21 protein-coding genes and 2 tRNA genes are annotated in these 23,814 nt (G+C 63.6%); 11 read left to right on the top strand and 12 right to left on the bottom strand.

Features of this window, described 5'->3' with window-relative positions; translation table 11 throughout:
- Positions 1-15: 15 nt before the first annotated feature.
- The gene (nhaR, locus tag ACODS5_RS09530; RefSeq protein ID WP_134691953.1) at positions 16-909 is read right to left on the bottom strand and encodes a transcriptional activator NhaR; all 894 of its coding nucleotides are present in this window, start codon (positions 907-909) and stop codon (positions 16-18) included.
- Between the two features lie 132 nt (positions 910-1,041).
- Between nhaR and ACODS5_RS09525 the strand changes: the two genes are divergently transcribed.
- Together ACODS5_RS09525 and ACODS5_RS09520 are read left to right on the top strand one after the other, a co-directional pair.
- Positions 1,042-1,281, top strand: a complete 240-nt coding sequence (locus tag ACODS5_RS09525) for a hypothetical protein (RefSeq protein WP_134691954.1) — start codon at positions 1,042-1,044, stop codon at positions 1,279-1,281.
- A gap of 15 nt (positions 1,282-1,296) precedes the next feature.
- Positions 1,297-2,049, top strand: a complete 753-nt coding sequence (locus ACODS5_RS09520; RefSeq protein WP_134691955.1) for a TerC family protein — start codon at positions 1,297-1,299, stop codon at positions 2,047-2,049.
- 96 nt (positions 2,050-2,145) lie between these two features.
- Here ACODS5_RS09520 and ACODS5_RS09515 read toward each other — a convergent pair whose 3' ends face one another.
- The gene (locus ACODS5_RS09515; protein ID WP_081941225.1) at positions 2,146-2,325 is read right to left on the bottom strand and encodes a hypothetical protein; all 180 of its coding nucleotides are present in this window, start codon (positions 2,323-2,325) and stop codon (positions 2,146-2,148) included.
- A gap of 154 nt (positions 2,326-2,479) precedes the next feature.
- Between ACODS5_RS09515 and ACODS5_RS09510 the strand changes: the two genes are divergently transcribed.
- Positions 2,480-3,223: a peptidase C39 family protein gene (locus ACODS5_RS09510; RefSeq protein WP_134691956.1), complete on the top strand. Its 744-nt coding sequence runs from the start codon at positions 2,480-2,482 to the stop codon at positions 3,221-3,223.
- Between the two features lie 79 nt (positions 3,224-3,302).
- Here ACODS5_RS09510 and ACODS5_RS09505 read toward each other — a convergent pair whose 3' ends face one another.
- Entirely contained in the window at positions 3,303-4,586 is a 1,284-nt protein-coding gene (locus tag ACODS5_RS09505) for an NAD(P)/FAD-dependent oxidoreductase (protein WP_134691957.1), read from the bottom strand.
- Between the two features lie 202 nt (positions 4,587-4,788).
- Here ACODS5_RS09505 and ACODS5_RS09500 point away from each other — a divergent pair.
- Positions 4,789-4,865, top strand: a tRNA-Val gene (locus ACODS5_RS09500).
- A 121-nt stretch (positions 4,866-4,986) separates the two neighbouring features.
- On the opposite strand, the gene ACODS5_RS09495 is transcribed toward ACODS5_RS09500, so the two are convergent.
- Positions 4,987-5,151 carry a hypothetical protein gene (locus ACODS5_RS09495; protein ID WP_167659483.1) on the bottom strand — a complete coding sequence of 55 codons (165 nt, stop codon included), beginning with the start codon at positions 5,149-5,151 and terminating at the stop codon, positions 4,987-4,989.
- Positions 5,152-5,327: 176 nt separating this feature from the next.
- Positions 5,328-5,855 carry a hypothetical protein gene (locus ACODS5_RS09490; protein ID WP_134691958.1) on the bottom strand — a complete coding sequence of 176 codons (528 nt, stop codon included), beginning with the start codon at positions 5,853-5,855 and terminating at the stop codon, positions 5,328-5,330.
- A 628-nt stretch (positions 5,856-6,483) separates the two neighbouring features.
- Between ACODS5_RS09490 and ACODS5_RS09485 the strand changes: the two genes are divergently transcribed.
- A tRNA-Val gene (locus ACODS5_RS09485) sits at positions 6,484-6,560 on the top strand.
- A 93-nt stretch (positions 6,561-6,653) separates the two neighbouring features.
- On the opposite strand, the gene ACODS5_RS09480 is transcribed toward ACODS5_RS09485, so the two are convergent.
- The 3 genes from ACODS5_RS09480 to dkgB form a co-directional block, all read right to left on the bottom strand.
- Positions 6,654-7,166, bottom strand: coding sequence for an HIT family protein (locus tag ACODS5_RS09480; RefSeq protein WP_489108483.1), 513 nt, complete (start codon positions 7,164-7,166; stop codon positions 6,654-6,656).
- A gap of 111 nt (positions 7,167-7,277) precedes the next feature.
- Entirely contained in the window at positions 7,278-8,453 is a 1,176-nt protein-coding gene (locus ACODS5_RS09475) for an MFS transporter (protein ID WP_489108482.1), read from the bottom strand.
- A gap of 99 nt (positions 8,454-8,552) precedes the next feature.
- Complete coding sequence (dkgB, locus tag ACODS5_RS09470) at positions 8,553-9,356, bottom strand: 2,5-didehydrogluconate reductase DkgB (protein ID WP_489108481.1); 804 nt, start codon at positions 9,354-9,356, stop codon at positions 8,553-8,555.
- 277 nt (positions 9,357-9,633) lie between these two features.
- Here dkgB and ACODS5_RS09465 point away from each other — a divergent pair, with 277 nt between their 5' ends.
- Complete coding sequence (locus ACODS5_RS09465) at positions 9,634-10,494, top strand: AraC family transcriptional regulator (protein WP_489108480.1); 861 nt, start codon at positions 9,634-9,636, stop codon at positions 10,492-10,494.
- 200 nt (positions 10,495-10,694) lie between these two features.
- Here the strand turns inward: ACODS5_RS09465 and ACODS5_RS09460 are convergent, their stop codons facing one another.
- Positions 10,695-11,189: a DUF934 domain-containing protein gene (locus ACODS5_RS09460; protein WP_023629994.1), complete on the bottom strand. Its 495-nt coding sequence runs from the start codon at positions 11,187-11,189 to the stop codon at positions 10,695-10,697.
- Positions 11,173-12,825 (bottom strand): nitrite/sulfite reductase, encoded by a 1,653-nt coding sequence (locus ACODS5_RS09455; protein WP_134691963.1) that lies wholly within the window; start codon positions 12,823-12,825, stop codon positions 11,173-11,175. The genes ACODS5_RS09460 and ACODS5_RS09455 overlap by 17 nt, the downstream gene beginning before the upstream one ends.
- Before the next feature lie 215 nt (positions 12,826-13,040).
- On the opposite strand from ACODS5_RS09455, the gene ACODS5_RS09450 reads away from it, so the two are divergent.
- On the top strand, positions 13,041-14,117 hold the full coding sequence (locus ACODS5_RS09450; RefSeq protein ID WP_134691964.1) for an ABC transporter substrate-binding protein: 1,077 nt from the start codon (positions 13,041-13,043) through the stop codon (positions 14,115-14,117).
- Between the two features lie 396 nt (positions 14,118-14,513).
- On the opposite strand, the gene ACODS5_RS09445 is transcribed toward ACODS5_RS09450, so the two are convergent.
- Positions 14,514-14,732 carry a DUF2970 domain-containing protein gene (locus tag ACODS5_RS09445; RefSeq protein WP_134691965.1) on the bottom strand — a complete coding sequence of 73 codons (219 nt, stop codon included), beginning with the start codon at positions 14,730-14,732 and terminating at the stop codon, positions 14,514-14,516.
- A gap of 86 nt (positions 14,733-14,818) precedes the next feature.
- Complete coding sequence (gene metH, locus ACODS5_RS09440; protein WP_489108479.1) at positions 14,819-18,526, bottom strand: methionine synthase; 3,708 nt, start codon at positions 18,524-18,526, stop codon at positions 14,819-14,821.
- Positions 18,527-18,698: 172 nt separating this feature from the next.
- Here metH and ACODS5_RS09435 point away from each other — a divergent pair, with 172 nt between their 5' ends.
- The 4 genes from ACODS5_RS09435 (at position 18,699) to ACODS5_RS09420 (ending at position 23,770) form a co-directional block, all read left to right on the top strand.
- Complete coding sequence (locus ACODS5_RS09435) at positions 18,699-20,999, top strand: fatty acid cis/trans isomerase (RefSeq protein WP_489108478.1); 2,301 nt, start codon at positions 18,699-18,701, stop codon at positions 20,997-20,999.
- Positions 21,000-21,261: 262 nt separating this feature from the next.
- Positions 21,262-22,296, top strand: coding sequence for an acyltransferase family protein (locus ACODS5_RS09430; protein WP_134691967.1), 1,035 nt, complete (start codon positions 21,262-21,264; stop codon positions 22,294-22,296).
- Between the two features lie 57 nt (positions 22,297-22,353).
- Positions 22,354-22,938 carry a Fe-S biogenesis protein NfuA gene (nfuA, locus tag ACODS5_RS09425; RefSeq protein WP_134691968.1) on the top strand — a complete coding sequence of 195 codons (585 nt, stop codon included), beginning with the start codon at positions 22,354-22,356 and terminating at the stop codon, positions 22,936-22,938.
- Positions 22,939-23,065: 127 nt separating this feature from the next.
- On the top strand, positions 23,066-23,770 hold the full coding sequence (locus tag ACODS5_RS09420; protein ID WP_489108477.1) for a hypothetical protein: 705 nt from the start codon (positions 23,066-23,068) through the stop codon (positions 23,768-23,770).
- The last annotated feature ends 44 nt before the right edge of the window (positions 23,771-23,814 follow it).

Here is a 23,814-nt window from a genome sequence, read left to right as displayed (position 1 = left end):
CCTGTAGGCGCAGGGTTACCAGTGGAACAACTCCCGCCGCGCGCCCTCGGTGATCGCCAGGATCCCCGGGTGCTTGACCTTGCGCTCCACCGAAATGGCGTAGAACGACTCGTTCACCGCCTCGGTCTGGCCGATCAGGCGCACGCCGTACTGGCGGCAGACCTCTTCGGCAATCACGCTGGGAGCGACGAAGATGCCGCTGCCCGACTGGCCGAAGGCCTGCATCAGCGCACTGTCGTCGAATTCGCCGACGATCCGCGGTTGCACCTGCTGCTCGGCCAGCCAGCGCAGCAGGCGGCTGCGCAGCACGGTTTCCTGGCCTGGAATCAACAGCGGCGCGTCGTCCAGGCAGGCGGGGAAGGGCAGCTTCAGGCGCTCGGCCAGCGCAGGGGTGGCGAAGAAGCTCAGGCCGCACTCACCGAGCTTCTGGCTGTAACCCTTGATGTCCAGGTGGCTGGGCATGGGGCTGTCGGAAATCACCAGGTCCAGGCGCTGGATCGCCAGGTCCGCCAGCAGGCGTTCGAGCTTGTCCTCGCGGCAATTGATGCGCAGTACCTCGTCCAGTTCCATGGTCGGCGCCAGCAGGCGGTAGACAATGGACTTGGGCACCACGTCGGCCACGCCCACGCGAAACAGGATCTGCTCCTGCGGGCCGGCGCGCAGCATGGCCTCCAGTTCGCCGCCGATCTGGAACATCTGCTCGGCGTAGGCCAGGGCCTGGCGCCCGGTCTCGGTCAGTTCCAGCTGACGCCCGACGCGCTGGAACAGCTCCAGGTTCCAGGTCTGCTCGAACAGGCTGATCTGGCCGCTGATGGTCTGCGGTGTGAGGTTGAGCTGTTCGCTGGCGCGGGCAATGCTGCCGGTCTTGGCCACCGCCCAGAAATAGTGGAGCTGGCGATAGTTGAGCATGTTCGCATCGATTCGGAAAAACCGAAGTATACACGCTGTAAAATACGAATTTTCCGGATGTTTCAGCCCCTCTAGAATGCCACCCCATCAGGCGCATGACGCGCCGCCCGGCATTCGACAAGCGAGGACCTCATGCTACAACTCAAATCCATTGGCACACCGCTGGTGCTGGCCCTGGCCCTGTTCGCCATGTCTGGCTGCGACCAGGCCGAGAAATCCGCCCAGCAGATGCTTGACCAGGCCGCTGAAACGGCCAAGCAGGCCATCGACAAGACCAATGACGCCGCCCAGCAGGCCTTGAGCGACGCCATCGGCAGCGATGGCGCGAAAGCCAAGGCCGAAGACGACAAGCAAGACACCCAGGACATCTGAGAGCAGGACTGACCAATGGAATATTTGCTGGAACTCGCCGCAAGCCCCACCGCCTGGGTTGCCCTTGCCACCCTGGTAGCCATGGAAGTCGTGCTGGGCATCGACAACCTGATCTTCATCTCCATCCTCACCAACAAGCTGCCCGAGGCGTACCGCTCCAAGGCGCGACGCATCGGTATCAGCATGGCCCTGGTCATGCGCCTGGCGCTGCTCAGCACCGTGGCCTGGATCGTCCAGCTGACCGAACCGGTGCTCGATGTCTTCGGCCACACGTTCTCGTGGAAGGACATGATCCTCATCGCCGGTGGCTTGTTCCTGCTGTGGAAGGCGACCAAGGAGATCCACGAAAGCGTCGACCCCCATGGCGCCAAGGAAGAGTCCAAGCTCGGCAGCACCGTGACCATCGGCTTCACCGCGGCGATCTTCCAGATCCTGCTGCTGGACATCGTGTTCTCGATCGACAGCATCATCACCGCCGTGGGCATGACCGAGCACCTGCCGATCATGATCATCGCCGTGATCAGCGCGGTGATCGTGATGCTGGTGGCCGCCGACCCGCTGGCCAAGTTCATCAACGACAACCCGACCGTGGTGATGCTGGCCCTGGGCTTCCTGATCATGATCGGCATGACCCTGATCGCCGAAGGCTTCGGCGCCCATGTGCCAAAAGGCTACGTGTATGCCGCCATGGCGTTCTCGACCGCCATCGAGATCCTCAACATTATGGCCCGCCGGGCGCGCTTGAAGCGCGAGGCTGCCGAGGGCTGACCTGGCGTTAACCATCGCGGGGCCAGCCCGCCGCCACAAGACATGTAGCTTGTGGCGGCGGGCTGGCCCCGCGATGCGTTTCAGGAAAGCTTCAGCTCAATGCGCCCCGGCATGCCGACGGGCGCGGCGCACAGGTTGTGGTTTGACCAGGGCTTGAGGGGGCAGGTGATGTGGGTGTGCATGCCGGCGCACGATGCGCAGTACGCCCCAGAGCATGGCGGCTGCGACGCTCAGCCACATGCCTACCAGCATTAGAATCGCCATTGTCAGGCTCATGTGTGCCTCCTTCTCTCTGGCGAGCCAGGCCCGCCATCCAGACACTGCTTTAGTCTAGCCTGTCACCTGTGACGTTCCATTGACCGAAGGTCTAGTACTTGGGCCGTTTTGTTCCAAGCCCGTGCCGGGCTATACCCGAAGCCGCCCGCGCCCTATGATCGGCACTCATGGCCGGGCACCGCCTGCCTGGCGCTGGATCATGCGAGTGTCCATGTTGCAAAAACTCATCACCTCCCGGGCCCTTGGCCCACGTCGCCTGTTGGCCGCCTGCCTGGTGGTGGCCACGTTGTCGGGTTGCGCCAGCGCGCCGCCGGCTGCGCTCAAGGGCCAGCCGCAGCGGGTCGAGATCAGCAGCGTTCCCTTCTACGGCGGCAACGCCAACCACAGTGGCTCGATGGCCCTGGCCGCCGTGCTGTCGCAGCAGGGCGCGCCGATCACGCCGGGCCTGCTCGACAAGTCGCTGGGCCTGCCTGCCGCCGCAGAGTCGCTGGAAACCGGCATCCCTCGGGTTGCCCGTGAATACGGCAGGGTTGTCTATCCATTGGACAAACACCTGGATGCCTTGCTCGCCCAGGTGGCGGCCGGTTATCCGGTGCTGCTGCGTTTTCAGGAAGGTTCGGCCTGGTGGAGCGAGCCGCGCTATGCGGTGCTGATCGGCTATGACCGCTACAAGCAGCGGGTATTGCTGCGCTCGGGCATGCATAGGCGCCAGTTGATGGCCTTCGATGATTTCGAGTCGGCGTGGGCCAAGGAGGGGAACTGGGCGGTGTTGCTGCAATCGCCACGGCAACTTCCGGCCCAGGTGGATCGCCAGCGCTGGCTGCAGGCGGCGGATGAACTGGCCCGTTCGGGTCAGGAGATCGCGGCGAAGCAGGCTGTCACCAGCCTGGGACGTTGAGGCCGAAGTGATCGCGGGGCAAGCCCGCTCCCACAAGATTGGCCTTGTGGGAGCGGGCTTGCCCCGCGATGGCTTTACCTCAGAAGCCCAGGCGATCGCGCAGGCTGTAGTACCAGGCGCCGATGGCGCTGAACGGCACGCGCAGCATCTGCCCACCCGGGAACGGGTAGTGCGGCAGGCCGGCGAAGGCGTCGAAGCGTTCGGCCTGGCCGCGCAGGGCCTCGGCCAGCACCTTGCCCGCCAGGTGGGTATAGGTCACGCCATGGCCAGAGCAGCCCTGGGAGTAGTAGATGTTGTCGCCGATACGGCCGACCTGCGGCAGGCGCGACAGGGTCAGCAGGAAGTTGCCGGTCCAGGCGTAGTCGATCTTGACGTTCTTCAATTGCGGGAAGGCCTTGAGCATCTTCGGCCGGATGATCGCCTCGATGTTCGCCGGATCGCGTGCGCCGTAGACCACGCCGCCGCCGAAGATCAGGCGCTTGTCGCTGGTCAAGCGGTAGTAGTCGAGCAGGTAGTTGCAGTCCTCGACGCAGTAGTCCTGCGGCAGCAGGGTGCGCGCCAGTTCCTCGCCCAGCGGCTCGGTGGTGATCACCTGGGTGCCGCACGGCATGGACTTGGCGGCCAGCTCCGGCACCAGGTTGCCCAGGTAGGCGTTGCCGGCGACGATGATGAACTTGGCCCGCACCTTGCCTTGCGGGGTGTGCACCACCGGATTGGCGCCACGCTCGATGCGCACGGCCGGGGTCTGTTCATAGATGATGCCGCCCAGCGACTCGACCGCGGCGGCTTCGCCGAGGGCCAGGTTCAGTGGGTGGATATGGCCGCCGCTCATGTCGAGCATGCCGCCGATATAGCTGTCGCAGGCCACCACTTCGCGGATGCGCTTCTGGTCCATCAGCTCCAGCTGGTTGTGGCCGAAGCGTTCCCACAGGCGCTTCTGCGATTCCAGATGGCCCATCTGCTTGCTGGTCAACGCGGCGAACACGCCGCCGTCCTTCAGGTCGCACTGGATGTTGTACTTGGCCACCCGCTCACGGATGATGCGGCCGCCCTCGAAGGCCATCTGGCCCAGCAGTTGCGCCTGCTTGGGGCCGACGGTGCGTTCGATGACGTCGATGTCGCGGCTGTAGCTGTTGACGATCTGGCCGCCGTTGCGGCCCGAGGCGCCGAAGCCAACCTTGGCTGCTTCGACGATGCTTACCTTGAAGCCGTTCTCCAGCAGGAACAGGGCGCTGGACAGGCCGGTGTAGCCGGCGCCGATGATGCACACATCGGTTTCCACCTCACCCTGCAGCGCCGGACGTGGCGGCACCGGGTTGGCCGAGGCGGCGTAGTAGGACTGGGGGTAGGGGGTGTTGGCCATGGTCGAGGAACCTCGTGTTTTATATTTTTAACGAATGTACCGATGCTATCAATAATAATAAACACCCGCTAGTCATCCGGTAAAAATCCTTTACTGCCAGGGTGGCTTGAGGCTTCGACAAATGTTTTTAATATTCAGTGGGTTAGCGTGAAAAAAACAGTTGACACCTGGTCGTGATCAGGTAGAATGCGCCCCACACGACAGGCACATAGCTCAGTTGGTTAGAGCACCACCTTGACATGGTGGGGGTCGTTGGTTCGAGTCCAATTGTGCCTACCAAACAAAAGCCCCGGTTTCCGGGCACTTGAAGGGCGATCCGAGAGGGTCGCCCTTTTTGTTTTTGCAAAACTCTTGCAAAACCACTCCCCTCTATCTGGTCTTGGCTGGCGTTTACCGCTCGTCAGATGGCCAGGTGGTCGAGGTGCTCGGCGGCGGCAAGAACGTCGAACTGGCCCACCAGCAGGTTCCCTATGTCCGCCCGGTACATCGAGTACGGGCACAGCGAGGTGTTCGGGCACCCGTGCATTGACGTCTGGGTGTTCGATCCTGCTCTCGGAGCAGACATCATCCCGCGCCTGTTGGATGCCAAGGGAATGGCATGGGTTGCCTTGACCTGAACATCAGCGGGTTGGAAGAGGTTGATGCGGCGCTGTACGCGCAGTCGTGGTGGTGTCGAATTGAATGAAGTAGGCGGGGGATACCGCAGGGACCAGAACGCTGGGCCCCGCGGTAGCAGATCAGTTAACCAACTCTGATAATTGGCCCGTCATTTGCGCCGGTAGTTGTATCTTCCGACTGATTAAAGGTGAGCAAGACATTGCTCACGGTAAAGGTTTGATGTTGGCGTGCGTTGTTCGCCATGGTGGCCCAGCGGATTCGAGAGTATCCAGAAGTCTTGGCGGTACCTGAGCCATTGCCCTTGTCATCAATCCGGCCACACGTGAACTCCATGGATTGTAAGCCATCGGCCTCACCGACGCTCCACCACCGCACATTCGCGACCGTATTGTCGTTCTCTTTGACATTATTGAGCTTGATACTGAACGACGCCGATTTGAGGGCAATGCCCGAGGTGTTCTCCAAAACGGGAGCCAATATTGTGGTTTGGTCCGTTTCTGGAGGGTAAAACTCCTGGCTGTTCAGATTGAGCGACACTGGGGTTGGCAGCGTCAAGCTAATCTCGATGCCATTCTGCTTGTAGAGGGTGAATTTTTTAAGCGTCCCCAGGCTGTCATTCGATACTGTTGCTTTCTTGAGTGCTTCAGACATTTTAATTTCCCTTTTTTATTAAACTAGAAACTCTAATAGATAAGAGTTTCTCCCTGTTGTATGAATCCAGCACTTGCATACGCTCAGCTAGTAAAGGTTGGTAAATGGCCACTGTCAAATTGCATGGATCAGATCAGCGAGCGCTGGGGGCGGGCAGGCCTATTTGCAAAACCACACGCTAACTTATTAATTCTTTTAGATTGATTCCGACTTTTTTCAGGTCATTGGGTGTGGGATTAACTTTAAATAAGTCAATACCTTGTGTCGTATACAGCCACCACCTTGATAGGGTGGGGGGCGTTGGTTCGGGTCAAATTGTGCCTACCAAACATCGAGAAGGGCGGCCGCGAGGGTCGCCCTTTTTGCATTCTGGCGCTGCGCACTTCCCTGTAGGAGCGTCCTTGCGTCGCGATGGGGTGCGCAGCGCCCCCAGATTTCAGCTGCGCCGCGTAGATGGCCGGGGCCGCTGCGCGCCCCATCGCGACACGAGGCCGCACCTACAAGGCGGCGATATTCCGCGGACCGCTTGAGCAGAGCTCGAGTGAAGCTTTTGCGCAAAGTTTTTGATTTTTTTGAAAAAAACGCTTTACAGGTGTGTGTTCGATCTCTAATATGCGCCCCACACGACAGGCACATAGCTCAGTTGGTTAGAGCACCACCTTGACATGGTGGGGGTCGTTGGTTCGAGTCCAATTGTGCCTACCAAACATCGAGAAGGGCGATCCGCAAGGATCGCCCTTTTTGTTTTGCGTCGTTTTCAGCCTGTAAGCACCCTCGGCGCCGACAAAGCCCTGCGGGCTAGGGTGCGGATGCTCGGGCAGGCACCGACCTCGTCAGAGCCGTGCGTAATACGTCGATGGCCTGGTCGATGGAGGGCCCCTGTCTCGCTGGTGGCTCAGGACGCTCGCAAAACTCTCGCCACACATACAAGGTCAGTTCTGCGCCATCGGTTTGCGGCTCGCTAGTCTCGAGTGAGCCAAAAGCCTGGAGCGACCGGTATCGCTCGTCTTGCCAGAACAGGGTTTCGACCCAGGGGTAGATCGGGATGAAGTGGAAATGGATGGAGTGCCCTGCATCGTGACCGAACCGACTGATGTACAGGCGCCGTGGCTGCAGATGCGTTTCGATGGCCTGCTGGATGCACGCCTGCCACAAGCCTAGCTCTGTGAGCGCTGGTGCAGCCAGCGTGGCCAGCGAGTGGGTCATCTGCTTTGCGCTGAGGATCAGGTAGCCCGGCAACCCACAGTCGATACGGTGGTTCAAGAGCCAGTGCGTTGACTCATGAATGATGAAGCGCGGCGGTATGTCCATGTGACGGCCTTGTAGTGTGAGCGAGGCAGGGTATCACCCCCGTACCCATGGGCGCCGGCTGGCCGGCGATGGGCTGCATGGCAGCCCCTGACGGCTAGCAGACGCTGGCGCTCATCCCGCTACCTTGGCCAAGGCCTTGTCGCTGGCCTTGCCGCGCCCTCCCAGCCAGACCAGCAGCAACCCTGCCGCCGCCAGCAGGCCACCGGCCATTGGCACGGCAGCGTAGCCCAGGTTCAAGCTGATCACCGCGCCACCCAGCGCGGCGCCCACGGCGTTGCCCAGGTTGAACGCGCCGACGTTGATCGACGAGGCCAGGCCTGGCGCTTCGATGGCAGCGATCATCACTCGCATCTGCAGCGGAGGTACCACGGCGAAGGTGAACACGCCCCATAGCAGCAGGGCGATCGCCGCGCCGACCTGGCTGCCGAGCACCAGCGGCATCGCCAGCATGATCACTGCCAGCACCGCCAGGAAGATCCGCGCCGCGCCATCCAGCGACCAGTCCGCCAGCTTGCCACCCAGGCTGTTGCCGAGGGTGAAACCGACCCCGATCAGCACCAGGCCGAGGGTGACGAAGGCATCCGAAGCGCCGCTCAGCTCGGCGAGCACCGGGGCGACATAGGTATACAAGGTGAACATGGCGCCGGCGCCGAGCACCGTGGTGGCCATGGCCAACAGCACGCTGGGGCGGGCGATGACCGCCAGTTCCCGGCGCACATGCGGCACCTGGCCGCGCTCACCCTGGGGCAGGGCATACCACAGCGCGGCGATGGCCAACAGGCCAAGCACCGAGGTGCCGGCAAACGCCATGCGCCAACCGACCTGCTGGCCGAGCCAGGTGGCTGCCGGCACGCCGCCGATATTGGCGATGGTCAGGCCCATGAACATGGTGGCCACGGCGCTGGCCTGTTTCTCCTTGGGCACCACGCTGGCGGCCACTACCGCGCCCAGGCCGAAGAACGCGCCGTGGTTGAGGCTGGTGATCAGGCGGGAGGCAAGCAGGGTGTAGTAGTCCGGTGCCAGCGCCGAAAGCAGGTTGCCGATGGTGAAGATGCCCATCAGCATCATCAGCGCCGCGCGTTTACCGAAACGGCTGAACAGCAGGGTCATGATCGGGGCGCCGACCATCACACCGATGGCGTAGGCGGTGATCAGCATGCCCGCGCTGGGGATGCTGGCATTGACGCCTTCGGCGATCACCGGCAACAACCCCATGGGGGTGAACTCGGTAGTGCCAATAGCGAAGGCGCCGATGGCCAGGGCAAACAGGACGCGTCCGGGCTTCATGGCGTGCGCTCCTGGTTGTCCAGCGCGCTCTCCAGTGGTGCTCCCAGGCCGATGCTGAAGCCGCCGGCAGGCAAGCGTTCGAAGGGTATGGTCATGGCATCAATCCCAGATTGGCGCCAGCCCGTCAGGGCTGACTTCGCGGCCGTTGCGCTCCAGGCTGGCGATGCCTGCCATGTCGGCGGCATCCAGGCGCAGGTCGCGGGCAAGCAGGTTGCTGGCCAGGTTCTCGCGCTTGGTCGAGGATGGGATCACCGCGTAGCCCAGTTGCATGGCCCAGGCCAGGGCAACCTGGGCGACGGTGGCTTTGTGCTTGGCGGCGATCTGGGCCAGTAGCGGGTCCTTCAGCACCTTGCCGTAGGCCAGGGTCATGTAGGAGGTGGTGGTGATGCCTTGTTCCTTGAGGAACGCGGTCAGCTTGCTGTTCTGCAGGTACGGGCTGAGCTCGATCTGGTTGGTGGCGATCTCACCTTTGCCGACCACGGCGATGGCCTGGCGGGTCAGGTCGATATTGAAATTGGACACGCCGATCTGACGGGTCAGGCCCTGCTTCTTGGCTTCAGCCAGGGCCCCCATGTACTCGACCAGTTCAACGCCGTTGCCCGGGGCTGGCCAGTGGATCAGCAGCAGGTCGACATGGTCGGTGCGCAGTTTTTGCAGGCTGTCACGCAGGCTGCGGATCAGCTTGTCGGCGGCGTAGTTTTCAACCCAGATCTTGGTGGTGATGAACAGCTCGCTGCGCGCCACGCCGCTCTCGGCGATGGCCTGGCCGACGTCGGCTTCGTTCTGGTAGATCTGCGCGGTGTCGATGACACGGTAGCCCAGCTCCAGTGCCGACTTGACCGAATCGATGACGGCCTGACCGGTGAGGCGGAAGGTGCCGAGGCCGAAGGATGGAATGCTCATGGATCTACTCCTGGGGGATGAGGTGAGCGAACCCGAAACAATGTGCCACGGGTTCGAGCCAGTGAGCGAAGTGTGCGGGGTTCGCGGGGTTTGATTAAGGCCTCGGCGGGCCAAGGTCATTTGTCCTGGAGTCATGAATGTATTCGTGGGTTGTGATCAATACGGAGGAATCGGCGCAGAGGCCCGTTGCCATGCAAGCGTTGAGCAAACGCGGCTAGGCGGGTATAGGAGGGAATCGACGAAGCTGTGGTCGACCGTATTTCCAGGAGCATGTGCCTTGTCAGTCAACGCCCGCTATCAACAGCGCTTCGACGCTGTGCTCGCCTATATCGAGGGCAACCTTGAGGGCGACCTGTCGGTGGATACCTTGAGCGCCGTGGCGCATTTTTCGGCGTTTCATTTCCATCGACAGTTCAGCGCCTATGTAGGTGTGCCGGTGGCGCGCTACGTGCAACTGATGCGTCTGCGCCGGGCGGCCCATCGACTGCTTGGCGAGCCTCGGCATTCGGTGCTGGAGGCCGCCCTGGCTGCCGGCTTCGAAAGCCCCGAGGCGTTCAGCCGGGCGTTTCGCCGGGCCTTTGGCCAGGCGCCGGGCAGGTTTCGCCGCCAGCCCGACTGGCAGGTGTGGAATACGGTGTTCGCCATTCCCTATTTTTCCAGGAGCATCACCATGCAGGTACGAATCGTCGAGTTCGCCGCCGTCCGTCTCGCCGCGCTGGAGCACCGCGGGCCGCCCAACCAGGTCAGCGAGACCGTGCGTCGCTTCATTGACTGGCGCGCCAGCAGCGGCCAGTCGCCCGTGGCCAGCAGCCGCACGTTCGGGATTCCATTCAACAACCCCGATACCACCGCCCCCGAGGATTTTCGCTTTGCCGTGTGTGGCGAGATCGACCAGGCCCTGGCCGCCAATGCCCAGGGCGTGCATGAACTGAGCCTGCCGGCCGGGCGTTGCGCGGTGGTGCGGCATGTGGGGTCGCCGGATCACATCGGCGAGACAATCTACCCGATCTACCGTGACTGGTTGCCCGGCAGTGGCGAGGAGCTGCGGGACCAGCCGTTGTTCTTTCACTACCTGAGCGTCTATCCGCAGACGCCGTTGGAGCAGTGGCAGACGGACATCTATGTGCCGTTGCGCTGAGCGCAGGCGGGCTTGGTGGGGGCGGTTGGCTTACCGCAGCCTGTCAAGCTGGTGCGATTGCTGTGGGGGCGGGGGCGTGAGTACCGGCGCAGCCGGTGTCAGGTGTCGCGGCGCCTGCTTCGCCAGCAAGGCTGGCTCCTACAAGTTGCGCGGTAAAGCGGCCCGCCATGGGGCGGGCCGCTTGGTTGCAGCAGGTGCGTTCAGCGGCGGCGGAACAGCGGCAGTGGCTCGTCGGTGGCGCCCTGGTAGGTTACCGAGAAGTCCTTCAGGCTCTGCAGCGCGTCTTCCGGGTCCTTGTCGGCACGGATGGCGAACGCGTCGAAACCGCAGCGGGCCATGTAGAACAGCTGGTCGCGCAGCACGTCGCCAATGGCGCGCAGCTCGCCCTTGAACTTGTAGCGGTCACGTAGCAGGCGCGCGTTGGAGTAGCTGCGCCCGTCGGTGAAGGCCGGGAAGTTCAGGGCGATGACCTGGAAGTGCTCTACGTGCTCGCCGATTTCCTCGGCCTCTTCGTCGCTGTCCAGCCAGATGCCCAGGCCGCCGTCGCGGGCCTTGAGCAGGCTCGGATGGTCGCGCCACAGCTGCAGCGGCACGATGTAGTCGTCGCAGTTGGTCAGTTCGTCGATCGACACGTCCTTGGGCAGCAGGTGCCAGGTTTCGTCGACGATCTGGTTGTTCTTAATGATTCGCTGCATAGACGCGCTCCTTGAAGGGGTCGATGCCGATACGCTGGTAAGTGTCGATGAAACGCTCGTCTTCGGTGCGTCGTTCGACGTATACGCTGATCAGCTTCTCGATCACATCGGCCATGTCGTCCTGGGCGAACGACGGGCCGAGGATCTTGCCCAGGCTGGCGTCACGCGCGGCATTGCCGCCCAGCGATACCTGGTAGAACTCCTCGCCTTTCTTGTCCACGCCGAGGATGCCGATATGGCCGACGTGGTGGTGGCCGCAGGCGTTCATGCAACCCGAGATGTTCAGGTCGAGCTCGCCGATGTCGAACAGGTAGTCCAGGTCGTCGAAACGGCGCTGGATGGACTCGGCGATCGGGATCGACTTGGCGTTGGCCAGCGAGCAGAAGTCGCCACCTGGGCAGCAGATGATGTCGGTCAGCAGGCCGATGTTCGGCGTGGCGAAGCCTTGCTCGCGCAGCTCCAGCCACAGTGCGTGCAGTTGGCGCTGCTCGACGTCGGCAAGGATGATGTTCTGCTCGTGTGAGGTGCGCAGGTAGCCGAAGCTGTAACGCTCGGCCAGTTCGGCGACGGCATCGAGCTGCTTGTCGGTCAAATCGCCTGGGGCAACGCCGGTGGGCTTGAGCGACAGGGTCACGGCGACGTAGCCCGGCTTCTTGTGCGCGCGGGTGTTGCGCGAACGCCAGCGGGCGAAGCCTGGTTGCTCGGCGTCCAGGGCGCTGTAGTCGAGGTTGTCCAGGGCCAGGTACTCGGGGTCGACGAAGTGGCGGGCAACGCGCTGCACTTCGGCCTCGGTCAGGGTGGTGCTGCCGCCGCGCAGGTGGGCCATTTCGGCCTCGACCTTCTCGGCGAACACTTCTGGGGTGAGGGCCTTGACCAGGATCTTGATCCGCGCCTTGTACTTGTTGTCACGGCGGCCGTAACGGTTGTACACGCGCAGGATGGCGTCCAGGTAGCTGAGCAGGTCCTGCCAGGGCAGGAACTCGTTGATGAAGGCGCCAATCACCGGGGTACGGCCCAGGCCGCCACCGACCAGCACGCGGAAGCCCAGCTCGCCAGCGGCGTTGCGCACCGGCTCCAGGCCGATGTCGTGCACCTCGATGGCGGCGCGGTCGTCGCTCGAGCCGTTGACGGCGATCTTGAACTTGCGCGGCAGGTAGGCGAATTCCGGGTGGAAGGTGGTCCACTGGCGGACGATCTCGCACCAGGGGCGCGGGTCTACCAGCTCGTCGGCGGCGACACCGGCGAACTGATCGGTGGTGACGTTGCGCAGGCAGTTGCCGCTGGTCTGGATCGCGTGCATCTGCACGGTGGCAAGCTCGGCGAGAATCTCCGGGATGTCCTCCAGTGCCGGCCAGTTGTATTGCACGTTCTGGCGGGTACTGATGTGCGCGTAGCCCTTGTCGTAGTCGCGGGCGATCTTGGCCAGCATGCGCACCTGGCGGGCGTTCAACTGGCCGTACGGCACGGCGACCCGCAGCATCGGGGCGAAACGTTGGATATAGAGGCCGTTCTGCAGGCGCAGAGGGCGGAATTCTTCTTCGCTCAGCTCTCCGGCCAGGTAGCGGCGGGTCTGATCACGGAACTGCTTGACGCGGTCCTCGATGATCCGCTGATCGTACTCGTCGTATACGTACATAAAAGTCCTGTCTCAGGCTGCATGCAGCTAATCGCGCGCACGGCCGCGCACTCCGGTTCGGAGCCGAGGAACGATAGCAGAGTGGGTTTATGCGCTAAAGTGATGTTTTTGCATATGAAAAGAACTAATTGGACTAAGTGAGACTGACTGGCATTTATCCGCGCAGGGCCCTGCTGCCGGTATAATCCTGGGTTTGCTCTGCAGGGATGTAACGCATGCTCAAGGCCTTGTGCCAGGGCCTGTGCCTGAGCCTGCCGCTGATGGCGGGCGCACAGGCCGCTTCGGTGGTATTTCTCAACCCGGGCTATTCCAACGAGACCTTCTGGGTCGATTATTCGCGTTTCATGCAGGCCGCCGCGACAGACCTGGGCATGCAGTTGCGCGTGCAGTACAGCGAGCGTCGCGCCGATCTGGCCCTGACCCAGGCTCGGGCGCTGTTGCATGGGGCACGGCGCCCGGACTACCTGGTGCTGGTCAACGAGCAGTACGTGGCCCCGGAGATCATCCGCCTGTCACGGGGCACCGGGGTCAAGCTGTTCCTGGTCAACAACGGCCTGACCGACAGCCAGGCGCACAGCGTGCAGGCGCAGCCGGACAAATACCCCGAGGTGCTCGGCACCCTGGTGAGCAACGATGAAGCGGCCGGCTACCAGATGCTCAAGGAAATGGTGGCGCAGCTGCCGGCGAATGCGGGCGCGGTCGACCTGCTGGCGTTCGCCGGGGTCAAGACCACGCCGGCCTCGCAGTTGCGCGAGCAGGGCATGCGCCGAGCGCTGGCGGACTACCCCCAGGTGCGCCTGCGCCAGGTGGTGTATGGCGGCTGGAGCCGCCAGCGGGCGTTCGAGCAGGCGCAGCTATTGTTGCAGCGCTACCCCGAGACCCGGCTGGTGTGGTCGGCCAACGACCAGATGGCTTTTGGCGCCATGCAGGCGTTCGAGGCAGCGGGCCGCCAGCCGGGCCGGGATGCGATCTTCAGCGCGGTCAACAGCTCGCCCGAGGCATTGCGCGCGCGCATCGACGGGCGTTTGGGGGTGCTGATGGGCGGGCACTTCACCCTGGGTGGCTGGGCCATGGTCATGCTTCACGACGATGCCCTGGGCCTGGCCCTGGACCGCGACGGGCGGCGCGAGCACAGCGTGCCGGCGCTGCAGTTGATCGACCCGGCCAAGGCCCGGCGCTGGCTCCGGCTGCTGGAGCAGGACAACCACGGCATCGACTTCCAGCGCTACAGCGCCGAAGGGCGCCCGGCGGATTTTCGCTACCCGTTCCTGACGTCACCCGTCGACTACTGAAAGCCCCTGCTTGAGCGATGGGCATTGCTGGACTTAACTGCTGCTTGAAGTGCATTCCCAGAACCACTACAAGAGGCAATGCAATGGGAAACTCAACCAAGCTGCGCAAAACTGACAGCAGTGTCGACGCCTGGGCGATCCTGTGTTTGATCGTGCTGGTGGTGGTCACTGCGGTGTATTGGGTCAGCCATCAGTAGCGACGCCCCCTTCAGACCGTGAAACCCGCCTGAACCGCCCGCGGAAGGGATATCCGCGGGCGGCTTGCGTTTCGCGACCAGGCGTCCCCCTGTAGGAGCCGGCTTGCCGGCGAACACCGGCAAAGCCGGTGCCAGCCACCGAGACGCCTGGTTCGCCAGCAAGGCTGGCTCCTACGGGGCGTGAGCCAGGTCCGCGCCGCTAGCGCGCGGTCAGGTGCATCGCCAGTTGCACCAGGCCGATCAGCACGAAGATGAAGATCAGGGTAAACAGCGTGCCCATGACGATGAAATGGCTGGCCTTGCCGTAGGTGAAGTCGCGGGCGCGATTCTTGCCGCTCTGCACGCCGAAGGCGGCGGCCAGGATGCTTTGCAGCATCTGCCAGAAGGTCGGCGGTTTGCCCGGGGTGTGGTCGTCCATGAGTGGCTCCTTGGTCAGAGGCAATCAGGGACAGTGTAGGCGAGTCTGCGTGGGAGCCAGTCTGGCTGGCTCCCGCAGGGACGATATCAGGCTTCGTAGCCCAGGTTCGGCGCCAGCCAGCGCTCGCTCACGCTCAGGTCCTGGCCTTTGCGCGCGCTGTACCGCTCGACCTGGTCCTTGTCCACCTTGCCCACGGCGAAGTACTGCGCCTGTGGGTGGGCGAAGTACCAGCCGCTGACCGCCGCCGCCGGGAACATGGCGAAGTGCTCGGTGAGGAACACGCCACTGGGGCCGGTCTCGCCGATGGCGCTGCCGTCGAGCAGGCGGAACAGCGTGGCCTTCTCGGTGTGGTCCGGGCAGGCCGGGTAGCCTGGGGCAGGGCGAATGCCGCTGTACTGCTCCTTGATCAGCGCCTCGTTGTCCAGGTGCTCGTCCTTGGCATAGCCCCAGTGCTCCTTGCGCACCTGTTCGTGCAGCCACTCGGCGCAGGCCTCGGCCAGGCGGTCGGCCAGGGCCTTGACCATGATCGAGCTGTAGTCGTCGCCCTTGTCCTGGTAGGCCTTGGCCACTTCCTCGGCGCCGATCCCCGCGGTGGTGATGAAGCCGCCGACGTAGTCGGTCACGCCGCTGGCCTTCGGCGCGACGAAGTCGGCCAGCGACCAGTTCGGCTTGCCGTCGGGCTTGATGGTCTGCTGGCGCAGGTGGTGCAGGGTGGCCAGGGTCTCACCCTGATCGCCGTAGACTTCGATATCGTCATCGGCGACCTGGTTGGCCGGCCAGAAGCCGAACACGGCACGGGCGCTGATCAGTTTTTCGTCGATCAGCTTGTCGAGCATTTCGCGGGCGTCCTGGTACAGCGCCGTGGCGGCTTCGCCGACCACTTCGTCGGTGAGGATGCGCGGGAACTTGCCGGCCAGGTCCCAGGAGATGAAGAACGGCGTCCAGTCGATGTACTCGGCCAGGGTGCGCAGGTCGATGTTCTCCAGCACCTTGACGCCGGTGAAGCTGGGCACCGCGGCCTGGTAGGCGGCCCAGTCGTACTGCGGCTTGGCGGCGATGGCCTGGGCGTAGCTCAGGCGCTCGGTGCGGGCGCTGCGGTTGGCGGTGCGTTCGCGCACCTCGACGTACTCCTGGCGAGTCTTGTCGACGAAGCCGGGCTTGAGCTCCTTGGACAGCAGTTGCGTGGCCACGCCCACCGCGCGCGAGGCGTCGGTGACGTAGACCACGGCATCGTTGGCGTACTTGGGTTCGATCTTCACCGCCGTGTGCGCCTTGGAGGTGGTGGCGCCACCGATCATCAGCGGCAGGTGGAAATCCTGGCGCTGCATTTCGCGGGCGACGTGCACCATCTCGTCCAGCGACGGGGTGATCAGGCCCGACAGGCCAATGATGTCGCACTTCTGCTCGCGGGCGGTCTGCAGGATCTTCTCGGCCGGCACCATCACGCCCATGTCGACGATGTCGTAGCCGTTGCAGCCGAGCACCACGCCGACGATGTTCTTGCCGATGTCGTGCACATCGCCCTTGACCGTGGCCATGAGGATCTTGCCCTTGGCTTCGGGCTTGTCGCCTTTCTCGGCCTCGATGAATGGAATCAGGTGGGCCACGGCCTGCTTCATCACGCGGGCGGACTTCACCACCTGGGGCAGGAACATCTTGCCGGCGCCGAACAGGTCGCCGACCACGTTCATGCCGCTCATCAGCGGGCCTTCGATGACTTCGATGGGGCGCGCGCATTGCTGGCGGCACTCCTCGGTGTCTTCGACGATGAACGCGGTGATGCCCTTGACCAGCGCATGCTCCAGGCGCTTGGCCACTGGCAGCGCGCGCCACTCTTCGTTTTCCACTTCCTTGGTCGCGCCGCCGCCTTTATAGTCGTCGGCGATGGCCAGCAGCGCATCGGTGCCGTGCGGGGTGCGGTTGAGCACCACGTCCTCGACCTTGTCGCGCAGGGCGGCGGGGATCTCGTCGTAGATCTCCAGCTGGCCGGCGTTGACGATACCCATGGTCAGGCCGTTGCGGATGGCGTGGTAGAGGAACACCGAGTGGATCGCCTCGCGCACCGGATTGTTGCCGCGGAACGAGAACGACACGTTGGATACGCCGCCCGAGCTCAGCGCGTACGGCAAGTGGTCGCGGATATAGGCGCAGGCTTCGATGAAGTCCACGGCATAGTTGTTGTGCTCTTCGATGCCGGTGGCGACGGCGAAGATATTCGGGTCGAAGATGATGTCTTCCGGCGGGAAGCCGACTTCGTTGACCAGGATGTCGTAGCTGCGCTGGCAGATCTCGCGCTTGCGCGCGGCGGTGTCGGCCTGGCCGACCTCGTCGAAGGCCATCACCACCACGGCGGCGCCATAGCGCTTGCACAGGCGGGCGTGGTGCTTGAACTGCTCGACGCCTTCCTTCATCGAGATCGAGTTGACGATGCCCTTGCCCTGGATGCACTTCAGGCCCGCCTCGATCACCTCCCACTTGGAGGAGTCGATCATGATCGGCACCCGGGAGATGTCCGGCTCGCCGGCGATCAGGTTGAGGAAGCGGACCATGGCGGCCTGGGAGTCGAGCATCCCTTCGTCCATGTTGATGTCGATCACCTGGGCGCCGGCCTCGACCTGCTGCAGGGCGACTTCCAGCGCCTCGGTGTAGTTTTCCTCGCGGATCAGCCGGGCGAACTTGGCGGAACCTGTGATGTTGGTGCGCTCGCCGACGTTGACGAACAGCGACTGGCGATCGATGGTGAACGGCTCAAGACCCGACAGGCGGCAGGCCTTGGGGATGTCCGGGATCGCCCGTGGCTTGTACTTGGCCACGGCCTCGGCGATGGCCTGGATATGCGGCGGGGTGGTGCCGCAGCAGCCGCCGATGATGTTGAGAAAACCGCTGGCGGCGAATTCCTCGACTACCGCGGCCATCTCGGCCGGGGTCTCGTCGTACTCGCCGAAGGCGTTGGGCAGGCCGGCGTTGGGGTGGGCGGACACGTGGGTGTCGGCCTTGGTCGACAGCTCTTCGAGGTAGGGGCGCAGGTCCTTGGCGCCGAGGGCGCAGTTCAGGCCGACCGAGATCGGCTTGGCGTGGCGCACCGAGTTCCAGAACGCTTCGGTGGTCTGACCCGACAGGGTGCGGCCGGAGGCGTCGGTGATGGTGCCGGAGATCATGATCGGCAGTTCGACATCGTCCTCCTCGAACACCTGCTGCACGGCGAAGATCGCCGCCTTGGCGTTGAGGGTGTCGAAGATGGTCTCGATCAGGATCAGGTCGGCGCCGCCCTCGATCAGGCCGCGGGTAGCCTCGATGTAGTTCACTACCAGTTCGTCGAAGGTGACGTTGCGATAGCCAGGGTCGTTGACGTCCGGGGAGATCGAGCAGGTGCGACTGGTCGGGCCGAGCACGCCAGCGACGAAGCGTGGCTTGTCGGGGGTTTCCAGGGTCTTGGCATCGGCGACCTGGCGGGCGATGCGCGCGCCTTGCACGTTGAGCTCGTACACCAGCGCTTCCATGCCGTAGTCGGCCTGGGAAATCTGCGTGGCGTTGAAGGTGTTGGTCTCGAGGATATCGGCGCCGGCGTCCAGGTAGGCCTTCTCGATGGCGGCGATGACATCGGGGCGGCTGAGCAGGAGCAAATCATTATTGCCTTTGACATCGCTTGGCCAATCGGCGAAGCGCGTGCCACGATAGTCGTGTTCCTCGAGACGGTAACTCTGGATCATAGTACCCATGCCGCCGTCGAGGATCAGAATGCGCTCTTTGAGTGCGTGCTGGAGTGCTTGTAAACGAGCGCTGCGGTCGGACATAGGACTACCTGGTCGGGCAAATATCAGAAGGTGCCGATAATAACAAAGCTGCACGGATTTTAGGCGCATCGCCCATTTGCATGAATTTCCCTCATGTTGGTGCCGCGCCCCCAACACCTCAGGACCCGCCAGGCTCATCGTGATGGCTTCAAATTACCAGGACTATCGGCACATGCTGTATCGCATACTTGCCAGCGCCTTCGCCTTGCTCATCAGCGGCGTGGCGTTCGCGCAGGCCCCCCAATCGAGCCCGACGATTTCATATACCCGGGACATCCAACCGATCTTCACCGAGAAGTGCGTGGCCTGCCACGCCTGCAACGACGCGGCCTGCCAGCTCAACCTGGGCAGCGCCGAGGGCGCCGAGCGCGGCGCGTCGAAGGTGCCGGTCTACCAGGGCGAGCGCAGCCAGGCGGTGCCCACCACGCGGCTGTTCTACGACGCCCGCGATGAAGCCGGCTGGCGCAAGCAGGGCTTCTACTCGGTGCTCGACAAGCAGGGCAGCCAGGCCGCGCTGATGGCGCGCATGCTCGAGCTCGGCCACAAGACGCCGCTCACCCCCAATGCCAAGTTGCCCGAGGAGATCGTCCTGGGGCTGACCCGCAACAACATGTGCCCGCTGCCCCACGAGTTCGACGCCTACGCCGGCGCCCATCCCAAGGAGGGCATGCCGCTGGCGGTCACCGGGCTGACCGACCAGGAGTACCAGACCCTGCAGCGCTGGCTGGCCGCTGGCGCGCCGGTGGAGAAGACGCCGATCCAGCCCAGCGCGGCGGAGGCGAAGCAGATCGCCGACTGGGAAGAGTTGCTCAACCGTCCCGGCTCGACCGAGGCGCTGGTCGGCCGCTGGTTGTACGAGCACCTGTTCCTGGCGCACATCTACTTTGTTGGCGGCGAACCCGGCCACTTCTTCCAGTGGGTGCGCTCGCGCACGCCAAGCGGCCAGCCGGTCGACTTGATCGCCACGCGGCGGCCCAACGACCCACCGGGCACCGATTTCTACTATCGGCTGATCCCGGTGCAGGGCGTGATCGTGCACAAGACCCACATCACCTACCCCATGGGCCCGCAGAAGCTCAAGCGAGTCAAGCAGCTGTTCTACAGCGGCGACTGGCATGCCAGCGCGCTGCCGGGCTACGGCCCGCGTCACCGCGCCAACCCCTTCGAGACCTTCGAGGCGATCCCGGCGGTGGCCCGCTACCAGTTCATGCTGGATAACGCCGAGTACTTCGTGCGCACCTTCATCCGTGGCCCGGTGTGCCGTGGGCAGATTGCCACCGATGTGATCCGCGACAACTTCTGGGCGTTGTTCCAGGAGCCGGCCCACGACCTGTACATCACCGATGCCCAGTACCGTGGCCAGGCCACGCCGCTGCTGGCCATGCCGGGGCAGATCGACGATGTCGGCAGCGTGCTGAGCCTGTGGCATGCCTACCGCGACAAACGCAACGAATACGAGGCGCTGCGCCGTGAAGCCTACGCCGAGCAACCGGCGCCGAGCTGGTCGACTCTGTGGGCCGGCAACGACAATGCGCTGCTGAGCATCTTCCGCCACTTCGACAGCGCCTCGGTGACCAAGGGCCTGATCGGTGACGTGCCGCTGACCATGTGGCTGTTCGACTACCCGTTGTTCGAGCGCACCTACTACCAACTGGCGGTCAACTTCGATGTGTTCGGCAATGTCTCGCACCAGTTGCAGACCCGCCTGTACTTCGACTTGATCCGCAACGGCGCCGAGATCAACTTCCTGCGCCTGATGCCGGCTGACGCTCGTGGGCATATCCTCAGCGACTGGTATCAGAACAGCGGCAAGGTGAAGATGTGGATGGACTACGAGGACATCGACACCAGTACCGCGAGCGCGTTGAAGCTGGACCCGCGCGATCCCAAGCGCGACTTCGGCCTGAAACTGCTGGAGCGCACCGGCAGCCTCAACGCCGCGCCCGATCCGATCAACCGCTGCAAGGGCGCCCACTGCTCGCGCGCGCAGATGCCGGTCGAGTTCCGTGACGCCGAGCAGACCCTCAGCCGCCTGGTGTCGCGCCCGGCAGCGGGGCTGAAGGTGATCGGCCAGTTGCCCGAGGCGACCATGTTGCGCATCGAAGGGCAGGGTGGCCAGCGCCAGGTCTACAGCCTGTTGCGCAACCGCGCCCACAGCAACGTGGCATTCCTGCTGGGCGAGGCCTCGCGCTACCAGCCGGGGTTGGACAGCCTGACCCTGTACCCGGGTGTGCTCAGCAGCTACCCGAACTTCATCTTCAACATCCCGGTGGCCGATGTGCCCGAGTTCGTCGAGGACATGGAGGCGGCGCGGGACGACAGCGCCAGGTTCGAGCGCATCGTCATGCGCTGGGGCGTGCGCCGCAGCCATCCACGGTTCTGGCAGTACTTCCATGACCTGAACCGCTACATCCAGGAAACCGACCCGGTGGAAGCGGGCGTGCTCGACATGAACCGCTACGAGAACCTCTGATCGGTTAGCCGGGACTTTCCTGACCTGCCGTGGTCGGAACTGCTGGATGGTTTCGGTTGAAATGGCTCTGCAGCCATCACCGGGGTAGGAGCGACCTTGTGCCGCGAAAGGGCTGCAAAGCAGCCCCAGGGGCCTTCGGCAACGCTGCAAAGATTGCCGGGGCCGCGCAGCGGCCCTTTCGCGGCACAAGGCCGCTCCTACCCCGCGATGGCGATAGCCTGATCGCCGATGCCTCAACGCACCGCCGATCGCAGGGTATTTCATGCTGTATTCGCTTCAGGCTCTTCGCGCATTCGCCGCCTGGGTGGTGGTCTGCCACCACTTCATGCAGATCTTCTTCGACTTCCACGCCAGCGGCCCCATCGGCCAATTGCTGGCCGACCGCGGTGCGGTGGGGGTGGACATCTTCTTTGTCATCAGCGGGCTGGTGATCTACCTGTCGACCCGCGACAAAGCCATCGCCCCCGGGCAGTTCCTGCTCAATCGCGCGCTGCGCATCGTGCCCGCCTACTGGTTCTACACCTTGCTGATGGCCGTGCTGATGCTGATCGCCAGCCGCTGGATGCCGCACCAGGTGTTCGAATGGCAGCATCTGCTGCTGTCGCTGCTGTTCATTCCGGCCGAGAACCCGGGCGGCTACGGGCTGTACCCGACTCTCAACGTCGGCTGGACGCTGAACTTCGAGATGTTCTTCTACCTGCTGTTCGGCCTGGCCTTCCTGGTGCGCCAGCGCCACCACCTGCTGCTGGTCACCGCGGCGTTGCTGCTGGTCTGCGAAGTGCTGGGGCGCCTGGGCGTGCTCAGCCGCTTCTACAACAACGACATCGTCTACGAGTTCCTGCTCGGCATCGGCCTGGGCGTACTGTACCGCCGCGGGCTGATCCGCGAAGGCCTGTGGTTGCCGCTGGGGCTGCTCGGCCTGGCAGGGTTCGCGCTCTATCACCTCGACGCATCACAGCGCCTGTTGCACTGGGGCCTGCCGAGCGCGCTGGTGGTGCTGGCGTTCATTGCCCTGGAGCCGTACTTCAAGGGCAACCAGGTGCTCAAGGCCCTCGGTGACTGTTCCTATTCTGTGTACCTGGTGCATGTGCTGGTGCTGTACGCCGGCCTGTTCATCAGCGAGCGGTTGCGCCTGAACCCTTACCTGGTGTTTGCCTTGTGCGTGCCGTCAATCGGACTAATGTCGTGGCTCAGTTTCCAATGGCTGGAACGTGGCCTGTATTGGCGACTCAAGGGCTGGTTGGCCGTCGGTGCGGCGCGGGAACCGGCGTTGGCGCTATCCCGAGTCAAATGCTAGGACTTTGTTACCCGGCCGGGTTGGCGTACACTGCCGGCAAGTCTGTGAGGAACTTCCATGAGCGCTATAACCATTACCGACGCCGCCCATGATTACCTGGCCGATCTGCTCTCCAAGCAGAACACGCCTGGCATCGGCATTCGTATTTTCATCACCCAGCCGGGCACCCAGTACGCCGAGACCTGCATCGCCTACTGCAAGCCGGGCGAAGAGAAACCCGACGACGAGCCGGTGGGCCTGAAAAGCTTCACCGCCTACCTGGACGCCGTCAGCGTGCCGTTCCTGGAGGACGCGCTGGTCGACTACGCCACCGATCGCATGGGCGGCCAACTGACCATCAAGGCGCCGAACGCCAAGGTGCCGATGGTCAACGAGGACAGCCCGATCAACGAGCGCATCAACTACTACCTGCAGACCGAGATCAACCCGGGCCTGGCCAGCCACGGCGGCGCCGTGAGCCTGGTGGACGTGGTCGACGACGGCATTGCCGTGCTGCAGTTCGGCGGTGGTTGCCAAGGTTGCGGCCAGGCCGACGTGACCCTGAAGGAAGGCATCGAGCGCACCTTGCTCGAGCGCATTCCCGAGCTCAAGGGCGTGCGTGACGTGACCGACCACAGCAACAAGGAAAACGCCTACTACTAAGGTGTGTTTCACCCTCGCGGGGCAAGCCCGCTCCCACGCCTGGATGCAGCTGCTGCCCAGATGTGGGAGCGGGCTTGCCCCGCGATGCGTTGGGTTACTTTCATTCGACTGAACAAGGACGCTCGGTATGAACCGCTCCTGTATCACGCTGTTTGCCCTGATGCTCTCGACCCAGGTCCTGGGGGCCTACCAGCCCCCCGGCGACAGCGAGGCCGACTACCGCCAGGCCGTGGCCAGCCTCGATGCGGTCGAGCCACAGCTGATGCGGATGATCCAACAGTTGGCCGAAGGCACCGCTGCCCAGGACCTGGAGCCCCGCCTGAGCCAATTGCGCGGTGAATGGAGCCCGGCGCTGCAACAGTTGCAGCGCGCAGTCGATGCAGGCCATGCCGTGGCCCAGTATCGAATGGCGCTCTACCGGTTCGCCTATCAGCCGGATGCGCCTGTGCTCGACGATCCTGGCCAATGCACGCTGTTGGTCAAGAGCCTGGAGCAAGGCTTCGCGCCAGCCGCTTTGCGTATTGCCAACCAATGCATCGGCTATGTCGATGGGCCTGCCTACGCGCCAGCGTTGAGCAAGGCGCTTGACGATTTTTCCCAGTTCTCTGGCTACTACCCGCAGCCGGCGGTGACCCTGGAGTGTGTCAAGCAGGACCCGAAAGACATCCAGTTGCAATGGGGCGACGCGCCGTCCTACCAGGCCGAACTCTACCGCCTGCTCGGCTTTGCCGCGAATCGCCGCGGCCCGCTGCGTGATGAGTTCTGGCAGAAGGCCGTCGACATCAACGGCTGCCCGGCGATCGCCAGACGCATGGACAGGTTGCAGAACTGAATCGGTACGTAGCAATAAACTGTTACCAATTCAACCCCTGCGAC

Source organism: Pseudomonas sp. FG47, assembly GCF_057809115.1.
This window is presented reverse-complemented; position numbering and strand designations above follow the sequence as displayed.